Genomic DNA, 14,820 nt, shown 5'->3' on the forward strand with positions numbered 1-14,820 from the left:
GCGTGAGCCGTTCCCAGGCCCGGTAGCGGTCGAGCACGCGGGCCACGGCACGGCGCTCGGGGCGCAGCGGCGTGGGCTCGGCGGGCTCGGGCGCGGGCTGCTGTTCGCGTACGGGCCGTACCGGCCTGGTGGGGCGGCTCGCGCCGGTGCGGCGCACCGCTCCCGCGGGCCAGACCGGTACCCGCACGCCGTCCACGGCGCTCACCGTGCCTCGGCCCCGGCCCGCAGCGGCCGTTCCGCCGGAGCGGGCTCGCCCTCCTGCGGCAGCGGCAGGGGCACGGGCAGCGGCTGCGCCTCGGGGGCGAGCGCGTCGGGGACCGCCTGCGGGAGGGGAACGCGCTGGGCGTCGGCGACCCTGCGCGTGAACCAGATGGTCTTGCCGCCGTCCTCGGTGGCGCACGTGCCCCAGCTGTCGCTCAGCGCGGCGACCCGGCCGAGGCCACCCGTGCTCGCGGAGTGCAGCCGGGGCAGCCGCGGATCGCTGTCGGAGACCGAGACGGTGAGCTGCCTGCCGCTCCAGCGCATGTCGAGCGCGCACCGCCCGTCGCCGGCGTCGGCGTGCTCCGCGACATTGCGCAGCAGTTCGTCCAGCGCCGCGCAGACGGGGGCGACCTGGAGATCCAGGCCCCAGTGGCGCAGGTGGGCGGCGGCGATGCGCCGAATCTGGGAAAGCCGCTCCCGCGTGGGTTCGCACGCGAGGTGGTAGCGGCGGTTGACCACACCAGCCATGACTCTTGGCTCCTTACCCGAAGCCCACACCCCTGCCCCCGTACACGGGGGGTGAGCGCTGACGTTCTGAGGGTCAGTGCCAATCTGGCCCGAAAGGGTGACCCCCGCAACACGAGAGGTGTCGGGGGGTGACCCCACCGGCCCGGGAGATGCTCAGGGCGTACGGGGCGTCGCGGCCGGTGCCTCCCCCGCCACGACCGGGCCCTCCCCCGCCGCGGGCGGCACCTCCACCGTCGTGGCGGGCCGCTTCCCGCCCGAGGCCGCCGCTCCCGTTCCCCCGCCCGGGTTCCGCAGCCGGCCCAGGCTCAGCGCGCTGAGCAGGCCCACGAGGACCAGGACGCCGGTGTAGAGGGTGAGCGCGCTCCAGTGGCCGTGGCCGTAGACGGTGCCCCCGGCCGAGCCGCCGAGCGCGCTGCCCACGTAGTAGAAGAACAGGTAGACGGCGGCGCCCTGCACGCCGATGACCTTGGAGCGGGCCCCGACCCAGCCGCTCGCGACGGCGTGCGCCGCGAAGAAGCCCATGGTGAAGACGACGAGCCCGGGGATCACGCCGCCGAGGCTCGGTATCAGCATGAGTGCGAGGCCGCCGAGGGTGACGAGCAGCGCGGGCACGAGGACGAGGCGACGGCTGAGGCGGTCGACGAGCCGGCCCGCGAGCGCGGAGGAGAAGGAGCCGGAGACGTAGGTGATGAAGAGCAGGCCCGCGGTGCCCTCGGAGAGCGAGAAGGGCGGCGCGATGAGGCGGAAGCCGAGGTAGTTGTAGACGGTGACGAAGGCGGCCATCGCGACGAAGCCGATGAGGTAGAGGCGCAGCAGTCCGCTGTCGGGCAGGGCCCGGACGACGCCGCGCGCGAGGGCGCGGGGGGCCGCGCCCTTGGGGACGAAGCGGACCGAGGGCGGGATGGTGAGGCGGAAGACGAGGGCGCACACGGCGGCGATGACGCCGACCGCGCCGATCGACCAGCGCCAGGAGTGGGTGAGCTGGAGGACGCCGTCGGCGGCGAGGCGGCCGAGCATGCCGCCGATGCCGTTGCCCGCCACGTACAGGCCCATCGCGCCGCCGAGCGAGCCGGGGTGCACCTCCTCGGAGAGGTACGACATCGCGGTGGCCTGGAGCCCGGCGAGCGCGAGGCCCTGGAGCAGGCGCAGGACGAGCAGGGCGGGGAAGTTCGGGGCGAAGGCCGAGGCGATGCCGAAGACGGCCGCCGCGCCGAGCGCGAGCGACATCATCGTGGTGCGGTTCCAGGCATCGGAGAGCGCGGTGAGCGGGATGACGCCGATGGCCATCGCGAGCGTCGCGACGGAGACGCTGAGCGAGGCGCCCGCCGGGGAGAGGTCGAGGTCGTGCGCGAGGGACGGCAGGAGCGCCTGGACGCAGTAGAGCGTCATGAAGGTGCCGAGCCCGGCGGCGAAGAGGGCGCCCGACGCGCGCCGGAAGGCGGGGGTTCCCGCGCGATGGGGCGGCGGGAGCGCGAGCGCGGCGGCGGCGGCAAGGCGGGGGCCGGGGGCTGAGGAGTCCGCGGTGGAGGGATCTTCGGCGGGGGACGAGGTCACCCCAAAAATGTATGCATGACGCATCCAATGCGTCCAATGCATGAATGCGGACCTCCTCATCCAGTGCGGGATCGATCCCGCGCGCACCGCAAGAAACCCGCTGCCACAGGGCTGCGCGGCTCGGAACGGGGGAAGGAAACCGGCGTGCTTGATCAACAGAGGGCGAAGCTCAGGGGAGAGCTGGGGGCGTCGTGGCGGCGGCTGCGCGGCGAGGGCAGCGCGCCGCAGCGTGTGGCGCACCTGTGGGGACGGGTGCGGCGCGAGGCCACGGTGGTGCGCTCCGTACGGGCCGCCGGGGCGGCGACGCTCGCGTACGTCGTCGCGCAGCACGTGAGCGACACCCCGGCGCCGCTCACCGCCCCGCTCACCGCGCTCCTCACCGTGCAGGTGACGCTCTACGCGACGCTCACCACCGGCGTCCGCCGTGTCAACGCGGTCATCGCGGGGGTGCTCGTCGCGATCGGCTTCAGCGCGCTCGTGGGGCTGACGTGGTGGAGCCTCGGGCTGCTCATCCTCGCGGCGCTCGTCGTGGGGCACCTCGTGCGGGTCAGCGAGTTCGTGCCGGAGGTGGCGATCAGCGCGATGCTCGTCCTCGGCGTCAGCCGGGTCACGGACACGGCCTGGGACCGAGTGCTCGAAACGGCGATCGGCGCGGCGGTGGGGCTGCTCGTCAACGTCGTCCTCGCGCCGCCGGTGTGGACCGGGACGGCGGGCGACGCGCTGGAGGACCTGGCCCGGCGGATGCGGCGGCTCCTGCTGCGCATCGGCGAGGAGTTGAGCAGCAGCGACCCGGTGCGCGAGACGCGGGCCACGCTCCAGGAGGCGCGGGACCTGGACAGGGACATCGCGGAGGTGGACGCGGCGCTGCGGCAGGCCGAGGAGAGCCTGCGGTTCAACCCGCGCGTGCGCGAGGGGCTGCTCAACCGGGTCGTGCTGCGCACGGGGCTCGACACCCTGGAGATCTGCACCGTGGTCCTCCGGGTGCTCGCGCGCACGTTCACGGACCTGGCGCGGGTGCGGGAGTCCGAGGACACCGCCGCGCTCTTCGAGCCCAGGGCCGCGCGGGCGGTGGAGAACCTGCTCGCGCAGGTGGCCGACGCGATCGTGAGCTTCTCCGTGCTCGTGACCCACCCGGTGAGCGAGAGCGCGGAGGCCGCCGAGGACCGGCTCGCCGCCGAACTCCACGCCGCCCGCCGCGAACGCGCCCGCGTCGGCACGCTGCTGCGCGAGAGCGCCCGTACGGAGGACGGCCACTGGTACCTGTACGGGGCGCTCCTGACGGAGGTCGACCGCATCCTCGCCGAACTCGACCTGGAACAGCGCTCGCAGCGGCTCCTTGACGAACTCGACCGCAACGCGCGCGAAGAGCGCGAGCGCCACCCCCTGCTGACACGCGCGCGGACCCGCCTCCTCCCCCGCCGCCCGGCGTCCCGCCTGCCGGGCCAGCGGGGCGGCGGACGGGCGGGGAGGAAGCGGGAGGAGAAGGCGCGGCCGGCCGGGTAGCGGCGCCGGCCCGTATCAGCCCTTGAGGTTTCCGAGGTCCTCAAGGAGCCCCGGACGCTTCGGCTCCCAGCCCAGTTCGGCCCGCGTGTACGCGCTGGAGGCCGGCTGGTCGGTCACGAACAACGGGCCGAGGGGACCGAAGGATTCCTGCGGCACGGCCTCGACGGGGAGACCGAGCCGCTCGCCGATGACCTCGGCCATGTCCCGTACGGCGACCCCCTCGTCGGCGACGGCGTGCCAGGCGGTGCCCGCCGGGGCCTTCTCCAGCGCCAGGCGGAAGAGCACGGCGGCGTCGAGCGCGTGCACCGCGGGCCAGCGCTGCGTGCCGTCACCCGGGTAACCGGCGACGCCCGTGCGGCGGGCCGCCTCGGTGAGCACTCCGGTGAAGCCGCCCTGTCCGTCGTGGTGGACGGTGCGCGGCAGGCGGATGGCGGAGCCGCGCACCCCGCGCGGGGCGAGCGCGAGCACCCGCTCCACCGAACGGCCCCGGCCGCCGACGAGGCCGTCGGTCGGCACCGGGTCCTCCTCCGTGGACGCGCGCCCCGGGACGAAGGGGGTGCCCGACACGGTCACGAGCGGCTTGTCCGTACCGATCAGGGCCTCACCGAGCGCATCCAGCGCCTCGGCCTCCTCGGCGACCGCGTGCGCGACCGCGTCGGCCGAGCTGAAGTCGTTGCGGTACGCCAGGTGGACGACGCCCCCGGCCTCCCGCGCGCCCGTCCGCAGGACGTCGAGGTCGGCGAGGCCGCCGCGCACTGCGGTGGCACCCGCGGCCTCGGCCTTGGCCGCGGAGGCGTCCGAACGGGCGAGCGCGGTGACCGTGTGCCCGGCCCGGATGAGTTCGGCGAGGACGGCGGAGCCGATGAGCCCCGTACCGCCGGTGACGAAGACCTTCATGAGTCGTACTCCCACACGTGATGCGACAGATGTGTCATCACTGTACCCAGTGACGGGACATCTGTCGCATCGCTAGAATGCACGCATGCCGAGATGGAAGCCCGACGCACAGCAGCGCCTCGTCCTGTCCGCGCTGAGACTGTTCGCCGAGCGCGGCTACGACGACACGACGGTGGCGCAGATAGCCGAGGACGCGGGCCTCACGCGCAGCACCTTCCACCGCCACTTCTCCGACAAGCGGGACATCCTCGCCGCGGGGCAGGAGACGCTGAGCAGGCTGCTCGCCGCGGGCATCGCCGAGGCCCCGGCCGACGCGAGCCCGGTCACGGCCGTCGCGGGCGGTCTCGCGCGCGCGTCGGCGGGGATGACCTCGTTCAACAGGGAGCTGAGCCCGTTGCTGCGCGCGGCGGTCGAGGCGAACAAGGAGTTGCAGGAGCGCCAAGCGCTCAAGAGCGTCGGCATGGCCAGGGCGATGGCGGACGCGCTCGCGGCGCGCGGGGTCCCGGCCGCGTCGGCGCGGGTGGCCGCGGAACTCGGCGTCCTCGCGTTCAAGATCGGGTACGAGCGGTGGAGCGCGGAGGCGTCCGGCACGCTGGACGAGCACGCCCTCGCGGCGCTGCGGGAACTCCACGCGGCGGCCACGCGACTCGACTGACGGGGCCCGCCGCACGCGGCGGGCCCCGCGCTCACACCCCTTCGTGCAGCCCCCGGTCCGCCGGGCCCGTCGTGAAGCGGGTGAAGCGGACGGTCAGCCCGGCGCGCTGCGGGGAGCAGCAGAACGGGCCCGCCGCGGCCTCCGCCTCCGGGGCGAGGTGGGCGAGGCGGACCATGCGCCACGGGCTCGCGGCCGTCCGGGCGCGGACCGTGAGGGCGTCGCCCGTACGGCTCACCCGCACCGTGACGTCCTGGCCGGCCCAGTCGGGGACGGGGGCGAGGGACCAGTCGGAGGTGCCGTGGGTGACGACGGCGCCGAGGTGCGGCACGCCGTCGCTCGTCTCGACGCCCGCCTTGACCCAGGTCTCGGGGGCGACCCGGACGAGGACGCCCGCCTGGTCGTACAGCTCGGGCAGGTCGGCGCGGAACGTCACTTCCACGGCGCTGTCGCGGGCGAAGGGCGCGAGGAGGGCGTGGCCCGTGTCCCGTACGAAGCCGTAGGACGTCGTGCGCCAGAAGTCGCTGCCCTCGGCCGCCGTGACGAGCAGTGCCCCGTCCGCCTCGTCCTCGCGGAGCGCGGGCGGCCGGTTGAGCCACTCCCCCGCCGTCCACTCCACCGCGTGCGTGCTGTCCGTCGTCATGGACGAGAGCTTCGCACGTCCCCGGTTCCTCCGGTTGCCCCGGTGGCCTGCGGGGTGCGCCATGGAGGGGGGACACCGCACCAGGAGGTGGTCACGGTGACGAAGAGCAAGCGGCTGGGCCCGCCGGGTGAGCTGGACGGCCTCGACGTCTACGCCGACGACGGCGAGAAGATCGGCGGCGTGGACGAGGTGTACCTGGACGACCGTACGGGGCGGCCCGAGTGGGTCACGGTCCGTACGGGGCTGCTCGGTCTGCGCGAGCACTTCGTGCCGCTCGCGGGCGCGGTCCGCGAGGGCCGCCGCATCACCGTCCCGTGGCCGAAGGAGCTCGTACGCGAGGCGCCGCGTCCCGGCGACGCTGAGGACCACATCGACGCGGCCGAGGAGAGCGCCCTGTACGCGTACTACGGGCTGCCCGAGGACACCGTGCCGGAGGAGATCGAGGGGGACGAGAGCTGAGGCCCTGGGCGGTCCTCGCCGCCGTCCCACCGCCCCGCTCCCCCGCCGCGCCTTGACCGCCATACGCCCGCCACTGCCCAGTCCCCTCCGCCCGTCCCGCGAAGGTACGGCGTGGCTCCCGTGAAGGGTGTGCGGCGGGCCGGTTGCGGCGGGCGCGGCGGGGTTTGGGGACGGGCGGGCCGGTCACCCGCATCGGAACGTTTCCGATACGAGGGGTGATCTCCCATGGAGTGGATGCACCGTGCCGCCTGCGCGGACACCGATCCCGAGCTCTTCTTCCCCGTCAGCAGCGAGGGACCCGGAGCCGTGCAGCGCGAGGAGGCGAAGCGCGTGTGCGCCGGGTGCCCGGTGCGCGCGGAGTGCCTGGAGTACGCGCTGGAGAGCAAGCAGCGGTCGGGGGTGTGGGGCGGGCTCGACGAGCACGAGCGGGCTGCGCTGCACCGCGGCCGCCGGTCCCGGCTGCGTTCCTCCGGTACGGGGCGGCACTGAGCCCGTACCGGAGGAACGCCGCGCCGACGTGCGCCGGGAGGCGCGCTCAGGCCCGTACCGGCTTCTCCTCGCTCGCGTGCGGTGGTCCTGACGGGCCGTCGCCGGGGCCGGCGAGTCGCGCGAGGACATCCTCCGTCGCCTCGGAGGGTTCCGGGAGCAGGAGGCCGAGGCCCGTGTAGAGCGCCAGCGAGACGAGGACCGGGGTCGCGACGAGCCACGTCTGCGAGGTGTCGAAGACGTAGTAGACGAGCGCGTACGCGAGCAGGCCGCCCGCCCAGGAGACAAGCGCCGCGCGCGGTCCGCAGGTGCGGAAGCGCGGCAGCATGCCGAGCAGCAGCGGGACGGATATCGGGCCCATGAGCGCGGCGACCCAGTTGACGACGATCTGGAGCACGCCGCCGAGGTTCTCGGCCTGTGTCGCGACCGCCATCGTCAGCAGGACGAAGACGACCGTCGTGACCCGCGCCGCCTTCAGGCCCTGCGTCTGCGTCCAGTGGCGGGCGCGTGCCGAGAGCACGGGGATCATGTCGCGGGTGATGACCGCCGAGATCGCGTTGGCGTCGGAGGAGACCATCGCCATCGTGTGCGAGAAGATCCCGGCGAGGACGAGCCCGATGAGACCGTGCGGCAGGAATGTCGTGGCCATGACAGCGTAGGAGTTGTTGGGGTTGTCGAGGCCGGGGATGAGCAGCGGCGCCGCGAACATCGGGAACATGAGCACGATCGGCCAGAACAGGTAGAGCGCCGCCGAGAGCCGGGCGCCGCGCCGGGCCTCGCTCGCGCTCGGCGCCGCCATGTAGCGCTGGGCGAGGTTCCACATGCCGCCGTTGTACTCCAGCGTCTTGACGAGGACGTACACGAGCAGGAAGACCGTCGTGTACTGCGAGGTCGCCGGGTGCAGATGGTCGCTGGGCAGATCGCCCCACATCGTCCACACCGCCGAGATCCCGCCGAGCTTGTGGAGCACGACGACGATCATGACGATCGCGGCGGCGCCCTGGATGACGAACTGCCCGAGTTCGGTGAGGGCGTCGGCCCACAGGCCGCCGATCGTGCAGTAGACGAGCGTGATGACGCCGGTGATGAGGATGCCGAGGTTGTAGTCGATCCCGGCGAAGACGTTGAGCAGGGTCGCGACGGCGAACCACTTGGCCGCGATGTCGGCGACCTTGAGGAGACTGCCGCTCCACGCGAGGGCCTGCTGCGTCGCGACGTTGTAGCGGCGGGCGAGGTATTCGAGCGGCGAGGCGACGCCGAACCGCGAGCGCAGCCGGTTCCAGCGCGCGGCGAAGAGCCAGCTGCCGATCCCGACGCCGACCCCGATGGAGGCGAAGCCCCAGAAGTAGACGGTGATCCCCGTCGTGTAGGCGACCCCCGCGTAGGCGACGAAGAGCACCGCGCTGTAGCCGGACATGTGGTGCGAGATCCCGGCGAGCCACCACGGCATCCGGCCCCCGGCGGTGAAGAAGTCCTTCACGTCGCCGACCCTGCGGTGCGACCACCAGCCGATCAGGACCATGAGCCCGAAGTACGCGCACATGACCGTCCAGTCGAACGCATGCATCGATGACTTCCTTTCAGCGTCCGTCATTCCGCGAAGCGTTCACAAGCATGAACGCGTATGGTGTACTGGAATCTGTCCCTCTCCATGAACGCGACGGAAGCTAATATGGCCCCCGTCACAAGTCAACGGAGCGGACAGGGACGGCTGAAACCCGGATGCGCGGGCAGCTCCGGGGCGCACAACTCCGTTTACACAGAAGGGACTTGAAGGGCGTGGCGACACCGGGCACACAGGAGGAGGCCGCGCAGGCGGGGACGACGGAGGCGGGGCAGGGGGACGGGCCCGTCGCGGACGAGGAGGAGCGCGCCGCCGGCGGTACGGGGGTGAAGTCGGCCAGGCGGGCGCTGGACCTCATGGAGACCTTCGCCGCGCACGACACCTGGCTCACCCTCGCCGAACTCCACACGCTCACCGGCTTCCCGCGCTCCAGCCTCCACGGGCTGCTCCGCACCCTCCTCGACGTGGGCTGGCTGGAGCAGGACGCGGGCGCGGCCCGCTACCGGCTCGGCATCCGCGCCCTCGTCTGCGGGACCGCGTACCTCGACCGCGATGCCGCGATGCCCTTCGCGACCGAGGCCCTGGAGCTGATCAGGGAGCGCACCGGGTTCACCGCGCACTACGCGCGGCGCAGCGGTGACCAGGTCGTCTACCTGGAGACCCGGGAGGCGAAGCGCTCCACGCACCTCATCTCGCGCGTGGGCCGTTCGCTGCCCGTGCACGCGACGGCGCTCGGCAAGGCGCTGCTCGCCGAGCTGACCCCGGCGGAGGTCGACGCGCTGCTTCCCCCGACGCTCACCGCGCTCACCGCGCACACGGTCGTGAGCCGCGAAGGGCTGCGTGCCGAGTGCGAGCGGGCCAGGGAGCTGGGGTACGCGACCGAGCGCGAGGAGGGCACGCCGGGCATCCGCTGCGTCGCCGCCGTCGTCCCGTACCGCATCCCGGCGAGCGACGCGATCAGCTGCTCGCTGCCCGTGGACCAGATCGACGACGCGGGGGTACGGGAGATCGGCGAGCTGCTCGTGGAGGTCACCGCGCGGCTCGGGCGCGAGCTGCGGCGGGCCGGGGTCCGCTGAGCGGTGCCCCGGCGGTCCGGCCGGTGAAATCGTCAGCGCCCCCGACGGGGGGCCGTCACGAAGGAGCACCACCGTGGGAGCACAGCGGTTGTTGATCACCGGGGCCGCGGGCGGGGTCGGGCAGTTGATGCGGGGACGGCTGCGCCGTCCCGGGCGGGTGCTGCGGCTCCTGGACCTCGTGCCGCAGGAGCCGGCCGCCGAGGGCGAGGACGTGGAGCTCGTCACGGGCTCGGTGACCGATCCGGAGGTGATGGCCGAAGCGTGCGCGGACGTGGACGCGCTCATCCACCTCGGCGGGCTGAGCCGGGAGAGCTCCTGGGAGGCGACGCTCGCGACGAACATCCACGGCACCCAGGTCGTCCTGGACGCGGCGCGGCACGCCGGCATCACGCGGGTGCTGCTCGCTTCGAGCAACCACGCGGTGGGCTTCCGCCGCGTCGACGAGGCCGGGCCCGAGGGGCTGCCCGCCGACTCCACGCCCCGCCCGGACTCGTACTACGGCGTCAGCAAGGCGGCGATCGAGGCGCTCGGCAGCCTCTACCACTCGCGGTTCGGCATGGACGTCCTCGCGCTGCGCATCGGCTCCTGCTTCGAGACGCCGCTGCCGCTCGGCCCGCGCGGCCTCGTCACCTGGCTCTCGCCCGACGACTGCGCCCGCCTCTTCGAAGCCTGCCTGAGCGCCCCGTCGCCGGGCTACCGGCTCGTGTGGGGCGTCTCCGCCAACACGCGCCGCGTCTACTCGCTCGCGGAGGCGCGGGCGCTCGGCTACGAGCCGGAGGACGACGCCGAGGCGTACGCGGAGCTCCTGCGCGAGGCCCCCGAGCCCCCGCCCGAGGAGGCGGCCCACGTCGGCGGCGGCTTCTGCACGAACCCGCTGGGGGCACCCAACCCGCTGTGACGGCACCCGGCCGGGACGGCGAGCGGACCGGGGTTCAGCTCCGCCGGTCCCCCGCCGGTCTCCCGTTCAGGACGTCGCCGCGCGCGGCAGCCTGACCACCGTCACGAAGAAGTCGTCGATCTGGCGGACGGCCGCGATGAACTGGTCGAGGTCCACGGGCTTGGTGACGTAGGCGTTGGCGTGCAGGCGGTAGCTGCGCAGGATGTCCTCCTCGGCGGAGGACGTGGTGAGCACCACGACCGGGATGTGGGCCAGGTTGTCGTCGCCCTTGATGCGCTCCAGGACCTGCCGGCCGTCGTACTTGGGCAGGTTGAGGTCGAGGAGGATCAGGTCGGGGCGGGGGGCGTCGGCGTGCTCGCCCTGGCGGTAGAGGAAGTCGAGCGCTTCCTGCCCGTCGCGCACGACGTGCAGGGTGTTGCGGATCTTGTTGTCCTCGAACGCCTCGCGGGTCATCAGTTCGTCGCCCGGGTCGTCCTCGACGAGCAGGACCTCGATGGGCTGGGCTGGCGTGTTCACTGAGCGGCTCCAAGCGGGGCGGAGGTCGGGGCTTCCTGGGACGGGGCGGGGAGGTCGGCAGCGGTCGCGTCCGCCGCGGGCAGGGCCGGGAGGGTGAAGCGTACCCGGGCGCCCTCCGTGACGGAGTGGTCGAGCCCGATCTGCCCGCCGTGGTGCTCGACGATCTTGCGGCACAGCGCGAGCCCGATACCGGTCCCGCCGTACTCCTCGCGGCTGTGCAGCCGCTGGAAGATGACGAAGACCTTCTCGCCGAACTCCTCCGGGACCCCGATGCCGTTGTCGGTGACCGAGAAGTGCCACATGCCGCCCTCGCGGACGCTCGTGACGCGGACGTGCGGGGTGCGCTCGGGGTGGCGGAACTTGACGGCGTTGCCGAGCAGGTTCTGCCACAGCATGGTGAGCGTCGTGCGGTCGCCGAGCACGCGGGGCAGCTCGCCCTCAATCTCCACGACGGCGCCCGCCTCCTCGATGGGCACCTCCAGGTCGCTCAGCGCGCGCTCCAGCGTCTCGCCGAGCGGCATCTCCACGAGGTCGCCGCCCATGCGCCCCACGCGCGAGAAGGCGAGGAGGTCGTTGATGAGGACCTGCATGCGCTTGGCGCCGTCGACGGCGAAGTCGATGTACTGCTTGCCGCGCCCGTCGAGCTGGTCCCCGTACCGCTTCTCCAGGAGCTGGCAGAAGGAGGCGACCTTGCGCAGCGGTTCCTGGAGGTCGTGCGAGGCGACGTAGGCGAACTGCTCCAGCTCGGCGTTGGACCGCTGGAGCTCGCCGGTCTGGGCGTCGAGTTCGGCGGTGCGCTCGGCGAGCAGTGCCTCGCGGGAGCGGGACTCGGACAGCTCGGCGACGATCTTGCGGCGCATGTCCTCGACGGCGAGGCCGAGGGCCCGTACGTCGGAGGGGCCGTCGATGGCGATGGGCCGCTCGAAGTCGCCCGCGCGCACGAGCTGGGCGTCGCGTTCCAGGCTCGTGAGCGGGCGCCCGACGATGCGGCGCAGGAGGACGGCGAGGACGCCGCCGCCCGCGACGAGCACGACGAGGATGCCGAGGAACGTGCCGTCGCGCAGCCGCTTCGCCGCGTCGAGTTCGTCGTTCGCCTTGTCGCGCACCGCGTCGAGGTGCGCGATCTGCACCGTGAACAGCTCGCGGATGTGGTCGAACTCGGTCTTGCTGGAGTCCAGCGTGCCCGAGGGCACCGCGGCGCCGTCCCGGACGCGGTCGATGACCGGTGCGGCGGTGCCCGCGCGCCACCGCGCCGCCGCCGCGCGCAGTTTCTTCAGGTCCGCGGTGGGCTTCGGGTACTCGGCGAGGAGCCCGGCGGCGGCGTCGCCGTAGCGCTTCTCGTCCTTCTGGCCCTGGGTGTAGGGCGCGAGGAAGGTCTTGTCGCCCGTGAGCGCGTAGCCGCGGACCGCCGTCTCCTGGTCGAGCAGCGCCTTCTGGAGGCGGAACGAGGCCGAGCGCGCCGGCTGTATGCGGTCGACGAGGTCGGAGGTGCGGTCGTTGGTACGGGATATCTGCGCCGACACGAGGACGGCGGCGAGTACGAGCAGGACGCCGAGGATGCCGAGGACGAGGTTCATCCAGCCCTGGACCGAGAGACGCCCGGTGCGGCCCGCGCGTGGGGGTGCGCTGTGGCCCTGTGTCATGACTTCTTCTCCCAGGCGAGGTGCAGGACGGCGAGGTCGTCGGAGAGCCCGCCCGCCGGGGCGGCGAGCGCGGAGACCTTCTCGACGACGGTGCGAACGAATTCGGGGCCCGCCAGGTCGTTGTGGTGGCGGGCGAGGTCGAGGAGACCGGACTCGCCGAGACGCGTTCCCGGACCGGTACGGCCTTCGAAGAGGCCGTCCGTGAACGAGACGACAGCGGTGTCGGGCTCGACGTCGAGCACCGCTTCGGGCCAGGCCGAAGCCGGCATGTCGGGGCCGAGCAGCCCGAGGGCCATCCCGCCCTCCGGCTCGTACCACTCGATGCCGCCCGGCGTGCGGATGAGGCTGCCGTGGTGCCCGGCGCGCACGGTGTGCAGGGTGCGGCGGTCGGGGTCGAAGCGCAGGCTCACGTACGTGGCGAAGACGTGCTCGCCCGCGCGCTCGGCGCACAGGATCTCGTTGAGCAGCCGGGCCTGGTCGGGGCCGACGCAGCCGGTGAGCACCGCCGCGCGCCAGGCGACGCGCAGGCACACGCCGAGCGCGGCCTCGGCGGCGCCGTGCCCGGAGACGTCGCCGACGACGGCGTGCACGGTGCCGTCGGCGGTCTGGACGACGTCGTAGAAATCGCCGCCGAGCAGCGCGTGGTCGCGGCCGGGCTCGTAGCGCGAGACGACGGAGAAGTCGGCGGGCACGGTGCGCAGCAGCGGGGTGGGCAGGAGGCCGAGTTCGAGGCGGGCGTTCTCCTCGGCGCGCAGCCTGCTCACCTGGAGCGCGGCCGAGGCGCGCTCGACGACCTTGCGCTGGACGGCGTAGCGGACGGCGCGGCCGAGGGTCTCGGGGTCCACGCGGTTCTTGACGAGGTAGTCCTGCGCGCCGAGCGCGACCGCGTCGAGGCCGATCTCGCTCTCGGCGAGGCCGGTGAGCACGATGATCGCCGCGTCCGGGGCGGCCGTCAGGACCCGGCGGACGGCGTCGAGGCCGTGCACGTCGGGCAGGTGCAGGTCGAGGAGGACGCACAGCGGTCCCGCGGTGCGGGCGAGGACCGTCTGCGCCTCGGCGAGGGTCTTGCACCACGTGAGACCGAGGTTGAGGGCGCTGTCGGCGAGGTACTCCTCGACGAGCAGCGCGTCCCCGGCGTCGTCCTCGACCAGCACCAGGGTGACATCGAGTTCCCACCCGGGATCCGCGTGCGCGGCACGCGGTCGAGGCAGCGAGGATTCGAGCCCCGTGGGCCGTTCGGCCACTTCACACCCCCACCTAAGAGCAGGCGTCCATGTGGCGGACCTCTGCGAGACAACCAGAAGCATACTGCCCGGTTCAGGAGGGGGAGGCGGCGTGGGCTGGGGTGCTCAGCGGGCCAGGACCGCCACCACCGTCTTGCCGCCGTCCGGCTCGGGCCGCACGGTCAGGGACTCGGCGATCTCGCGGACCATCGGCCAGCCGAAGCCGCCCGTCGTGCCGTCCAGGCGCGGGGTGCGGGGGACGGGGCGCTCGGGGCTCGGGTCGCGCACCTCGACGGTGAGGGTGCCCGGTGCCGCCCGCAGCCACAGCCCGCTGACCCCGCCCGCGTGCCGCAGCGCGTTGCTGACGAGCTCGGAGACGAGCAGCAGGAAGTGTTGCGCGGTACGGGCCGCGAGGGCGGGGCTCAGCCCGTCGAGGAAGACCCGTACGGCCTCGCGCGCCTCGGCGGCGTGCGTGGGCCGGCAGTGGTGCCCGGCGTCGGTGGGGCCGGGGGGCGCGAGCGCCTGTCCGGTCTGGTCCAGGTGGTGCATGGTCTCACCCCGTCACTGGGAGCCCTTGGGGAACTCCCCATCGGTACGTGAAGTGGTGTACCCCGAGCGCGGGAGCTGAAAAGAGGGTGGTGAAAGGGGAGGTGCGGAAAGGGAGAGTGCGGGGCGGGCGGGGCCGGGACGCGGGCACGGCCCACGGCCCGTGGCGCGGGAACACGTAGGGCCGGGGGCGGCCCCGGTGAGGGCAACCCCCGGCCCTACGTGTTCCCGCGAGCCCATGGGCGCGGCCTAGGGGGTCGGCTGCACGGGCCGGAGCGTGCGGGGGCGTACGGATCGCCCCGGACCCGTACGGGCGCGGTCGGCGCCCCGGCGGGTGCGGTCGGCACCGTACGGGCGGGGTCAGGACTCCGTCGCGTGCTCCGGCCGCTCCTCGGCGGGCTCCGGGGCCGCGGCCTGCGGCTGCTCCGGAG

At 73.5% G+C, this 14,820-nt stretch carries 15 protein-coding genes and 1 pseudogene; 6 read left to right on the forward strand and 10 right to left on the reverse strand.

The annotated features are described in order from the left end of the window. The 3 genes and pseudogenes from G3I42_RS06890 to G3I42_RS06900 form a co-directional block, all read right to left on the reverse strand. Positions 1-196 (reverse strand): annotated as a pseudogene (locus G3I42_RS06890) (hypothetical protein); the annotation flags it as partial. Positions 197-201: 5 nt separating this feature from the next. Beyond that, the gene (locus G3I42_RS06895; protein ID WP_203606465.1) at positions 202-729 is read right to left on the reverse strand and encodes an ATP-binding protein; all 528 of its coding nucleotides are present in this window, start codon (positions 727-729) and stop codon (positions 202-204) included. Between the two features lie 153 nt (positions 730-882). Further along, positions 883-2,283 carry an MFS transporter gene (locus G3I42_RS06900; protein WP_343244474.1) on the reverse strand — a complete coding sequence of 467 codons (1,401 nt, stop codon included), beginning with the start codon at positions 2,281-2,283 and terminating at the stop codon, positions 883-885. A gap of 144 nt (positions 2,284-2,427) precedes the next feature. On the opposite strand from G3I42_RS06900, the gene G3I42_RS06905 reads away from it, so the two are divergent. Next, positions 2,428-3,786, forward strand: a complete 1,359-nt coding sequence (locus G3I42_RS06905) for an aromatic acid exporter family protein (RefSeq protein ID WP_164283360.1) — start codon at positions 2,428-2,430, stop codon at positions 3,784-3,786. A 15-nt stretch (positions 3,787-3,801) separates the two neighbouring features. On the opposite strand, the gene G3I42_RS06910 is transcribed toward G3I42_RS06905, so the two are convergent. Continuing rightward, positions 3,802-4,683, reverse strand: coding sequence for an SDR family oxidoreductase (locus G3I42_RS06910; RefSeq protein ID WP_164283362.1), 882 nt, complete (start codon positions 4,681-4,683; stop codon positions 3,802-3,804). Positions 4,684-4,768: 85 nt separating this feature from the next. Between G3I42_RS06910 and G3I42_RS06915 the strand changes: the two genes are divergently transcribed. Next, positions 4,769-5,338, forward strand: a complete 570-nt coding sequence (locus G3I42_RS06915) for a TetR/AcrR family transcriptional regulator (protein ID WP_164283364.1) — start codon at positions 4,769-4,771, stop codon at positions 5,336-5,338. Positions 5,339-5,369: 31 nt separating this feature from the next. Here the strand turns inward: G3I42_RS06915 and G3I42_RS06920 are convergent, their stop codons facing one another. Further along, positions 5,370-5,978 carry a DUF1349 domain-containing protein gene (locus G3I42_RS06920; protein WP_164283366.1) on the reverse strand — a complete coding sequence of 203 codons (609 nt, stop codon included), beginning with the start codon at positions 5,976-5,978 and terminating at the stop codon, positions 5,370-5,372. A gap of 96 nt (positions 5,979-6,074) precedes the next feature. Between G3I42_RS06920 and G3I42_RS06925 the strand changes: the two genes are divergently transcribed. Together G3I42_RS06925 and G3I42_RS06930 are read left to right on the forward strand one after the other, a co-directional pair. Then, positions 6,075-6,437, forward strand: coding sequence for a PRC-barrel domain-containing protein (locus tag G3I42_RS06925; RefSeq protein WP_343244475.1), 363 nt, complete (start codon positions 6,075-6,077; stop codon positions 6,435-6,437). A gap of 225 nt (positions 6,438-6,662) precedes the next feature. After that, entirely contained in the window at positions 6,663-6,926 is a 264-nt protein-coding gene (locus G3I42_RS06930) for a WhiB family transcriptional regulator (RefSeq protein WP_164283370.1), read from the forward strand. Between the two features lie 46 nt (positions 6,927-6,972). On the opposite strand, the gene G3I42_RS06935 is transcribed toward G3I42_RS06930, so the two are convergent. After that, positions 6,973-8,490 (reverse strand): sodium:solute symporter family protein, encoded by a 1,518-nt coding sequence (locus G3I42_RS06935; protein WP_164283372.1) that lies wholly within the window; start codon positions 8,488-8,490, stop codon positions 6,973-6,975. Between the two features lie 212 nt (positions 8,491-8,702). On the opposite strand from G3I42_RS06935, the gene G3I42_RS06940 reads away from it, so the two are divergent. Beyond that, positions 8,703-9,563, forward strand: coding sequence for an IclR family transcriptional regulator (locus G3I42_RS06940; RefSeq protein WP_343244476.1), 861 nt, complete (start codon positions 8,703-8,705; stop codon positions 9,561-9,563). Positions 9,564-9,636: 73 nt separating this feature from the next. After that, positions 9,637-10,461 carry an NAD(P)-dependent oxidoreductase gene (locus G3I42_RS06945; protein ID WP_164283374.1) on the forward strand — a complete coding sequence of 275 codons (825 nt, stop codon included), beginning with the start codon at positions 9,637-9,639 and terminating at the stop codon, positions 10,459-10,461. A gap of 66 nt (positions 10,462-10,527) precedes the next feature. Here G3I42_RS06945 and G3I42_RS06950 read toward each other — a convergent pair whose 3' ends face one another. Genes G3I42_RS06950 through G3I42_RS06965 form a run of 4 tightly spaced genes read right to left on the reverse strand, consistent with a single transcriptional unit; the run spans position 10,528 to position 14,392 of the window. Then, entirely contained in the window at positions 10,528-10,977 is a 450-nt protein-coding gene (locus G3I42_RS06950; protein ID WP_164283376.1) for a response regulator, read from the reverse strand. Further along, positions 10,974-12,620: a CHASE3 domain-containing protein gene (locus tag G3I42_RS06955; RefSeq protein ID WP_164283378.1), complete on the reverse strand. Its 1,647-nt coding sequence runs from the start codon at positions 12,618-12,620 to the stop codon at positions 10,974-10,976. Before G3I42_RS06955 ends, G3I42_RS06950 begins: the two co-directional genes overlap by 4 nt. Further along, complete coding sequence (locus tag G3I42_RS06960; RefSeq protein WP_164283380.1) at positions 12,617-13,927, reverse strand: SpoIIE family protein phosphatase; 1,311 nt, start codon at positions 13,925-13,927, stop codon at positions 12,617-12,619. The genes G3I42_RS06955 and G3I42_RS06960 overlap by 4 nt, the downstream gene beginning before the upstream one ends. Positions 13,928-13,969: 42 nt before the next feature. Continuing rightward, entirely contained in the window at positions 13,970-14,392 is a 423-nt protein-coding gene (locus G3I42_RS06965; RefSeq protein WP_164283382.1) for an ATP-binding protein, read from the reverse strand. Between the last annotated feature and the right edge of the window lie 428 nt (positions 14,393-14,820).

Origin of the sequence: Streptomyces sp. SID11385 (assembly GCF_010548245.1) — a bacterium.
Lineage (GTDB): Bacteria > Actinomycetota > Actinomycetes > Streptomycetales > Streptomycetaceae > Streptomyces.

Excerpts from the sequence above, each read along its gene's own strand:
- G3I42_RS06935 (WP_164283372.1), bottom strand. The coding sequence starts at position 8,490 with ATGCATGCGTTCGACTGGACGGTCATGTGCGCGTACTTCGGGCTCATG.
- G3I42_RS06895 (WP_203606465.1), bottom strand. The coding sequence starts at position 729 with ATGGCTGGTGTGGTCAACCGCCGCTACCACCTCGCGTGCGAACCCACG.
- G3I42_RS06915 (WP_164283364.1), top strand. The coding sequence starts at position 4,769 with ATGCCGAGATGGAAGCCCGACGCACAGCAGCGCCTCGTCCTGTCCGCG.
- G3I42_RS06955 (WP_164283378.1), bottom strand. The coding sequence starts at position 12,620 with ATGACACAGGGCCACAGCGCACCCCCACGCGCGGGCCGCACCGGGCGT.
- G3I42_RS06910 (WP_164283362.1), bottom strand. The coding sequence starts at position 4,683 with ATGAAGGTCTTCGTCACCGGCGGTACGGGGCTCATCGGCTCCGCCGTC.
- G3I42_RS06960 (WP_164283380.1), bottom strand. The coding sequence starts at position 13,927 with ATGCTTCTGGTTGTCTCGCAGAGGTCCGCCACATGGACGCCTGCTCTT.
- G3I42_RS06920 (WP_164283366.1), bottom strand. The coding sequence starts at position 5,978 with ATGACGACGGACAGCACGCACGCGGTGGAGTGGACGGCGGGGGAGTGG.
- G3I42_RS06965 (WP_164283382.1), bottom strand. The coding sequence starts at position 14,392 with ATGCACCACCTGGACCAGACCGGACAGGCGCTCGCGCCCCCCGGCCCC.
- G3I42_RS06930 (WP_164283370.1), top strand. The coding sequence starts at position 6,663 with ATGGAGTGGATGCACCGTGCCGCCTGCGCGGACACCGATCCCGAGCTC.